This window comes from Shewanella sp. SP2S2-4 (genome assembly GCF_031932025.1).
Taxonomy (GTDB): domain Bacteria; phylum Pseudomonadota; class Gammaproteobacteria; order Enterobacterales; family Shewanellaceae; genus Shewanella; species Shewanella baltica.
Genome location: NZ_JAUOER010000050.1, coordinates 1 through 1,596, shown reverse-complemented (window position 1 = coordinate 1,596; position 1,596 = coordinate 1). Strand labels below are relative to the sequence as shown.

The following is a 1,596-nucleotide window of genomic DNA, read 5'->3' as shown; positions in this document are numbered from 1 at the left end:
GGCCAGAGGTTATTTTGTAGATACAGTAGGGGTTAATGAAGAAATCATTAGACGATATGTGCGCCATCAAGATAAACAAGATCAGGAACATGAGGCTCAATTGTCGTTGCAGATGATGTAGTTTTTGGAATAGCCCCTTCCAGGGGCAAGTCAAAGCCGCCTTCTAAGAAGGCGGATTCTTTACAATCTTGAATTGCATCGATTATTATATCTTCTGCTGCTGTGCGAAAATCAAGATTTTCACCCAAGATATCAATCATTTCGAGATCATCACTTGCTTTTTTTTCCGTGTATCTTGTTTTAGTTTTTTTATCAAAGCGAAAGATACCTGAGTGTTTTAACGCGTTGTATACTTTTCTATCTTCAACTCGCGAAACGCACCTAATGTGTTCTTTATTCCTCTCAGTAAGTAGTTTTGCATCCCATGTTATTTTGAGTTTGTTGTTATCCATTTTTACACATGCTTCACGTAGTTTGATAATTCGATCCGCTCGTTCTCTCGCTTGTGTCGGTCGTCCTTGTTCTTCAAGTAATGGTTCACAAATGTACATCGCAGAACCTGCAAGTATAATTGCTTGGATGTAGTCGAAATCATCTTGAGCTTCAATGTACGATTTAGCAGCACGATAAAGCATATTAGGTGCTATTTCGAGTTTGTTCATTTTGACACCTTCCATTCATCGAGAAGTAATACGATATTTTTATCGCGGTGTTTGTTATTGCTGTTTTCTCTGCACTCGATCCCATTCAGCTTTAAGCATTAAGGGTACGATGCACTGAAACTTTGCAAGTTTTGTTTTGATAAGAGGTTCGTTTGTAAGTGCTTGATATACCCTATTTTCTGAGATGAATGCATCATTTATAAAGATGATTAACTCTAAAATATCATTATCTAAAGCTTTATCATTTAAACTGTTTGCGTCTTTATCGGGGTTAAGCATAAAACTAATCTTAACTTTCTTTTCAATTAGTTCAGATTCAAGTTTCTTAAGCTTTGCATACGTGGGTTTGACACTGTCAAAGTCTTCTCTTACTTGTCTCTCGTGCATTTTTAATTCTTTGTACTCATCATTGTTACTTTCTAAGAGGATTCGTGGCAATCCGCTATTTTCTTCACGGAATTCAGCTCGAAAATTAGCGCACTGTCTTTCAGCACTTTTCAAACTTTTAACTATTATAAGTATATCTTTCTCGATTTCATAAAAATGGAGCAGTTGAGTTGCGACTCTGACATAACTACTAGCTTCATCTCGAAAGGTATTAATCCACTTTTGACGAAATTCATCAATTACGACTTTGTGCCGTTCTTCATGTTCATTTTTAGCAAGTTGGATTTGGCTTTTTAATAAATCATCATTTTGTTTCTCTTGAGTTTGCAAAAGAGCGAGATGTTCATGCTTACGCTGTTCTGCATCTATTTTGATTTGTTCAAGCTGCTTATCTGTTTCTCTTCGTAGAGTCCGATGAAGAAAATAGAGTGAGAGTCCAATCGAGCCTCCGATACTAACTATCACCGCCCAAAAATTAATCCACGCGGGATCGTTAGGTGAGTCCATAAAAAGATGTAAATCGACATCTCTATTTTTGAGCGATTCA

At 36.8% G+C, this 1,596-nt stretch carries 1 protein-coding gene and 1 pseudogene; one reads left to right on the top strand and one right to left on the bottom strand.

The window, feature by feature from the left end; genetic code table 11:
• A pseudogene (locus Q4Q54_RS21595) lies at positions 1 to 121 on the top strand (IS200/IS605 family transposase); the annotation flags it as partial.
• Between the two features lie 595 nt (positions 122 to 716).
• Here Q4Q54_RS21595 and Q4Q54_RS21590 read toward each other — a convergent pair.
• Positions 717 to 1,596 (bottom strand): hypothetical protein (locus tag Q4Q54_RS21590; RefSeq protein ID WP_311989526.1); only part of this gene is annotated, 880 nt, incomplete at its 5' end.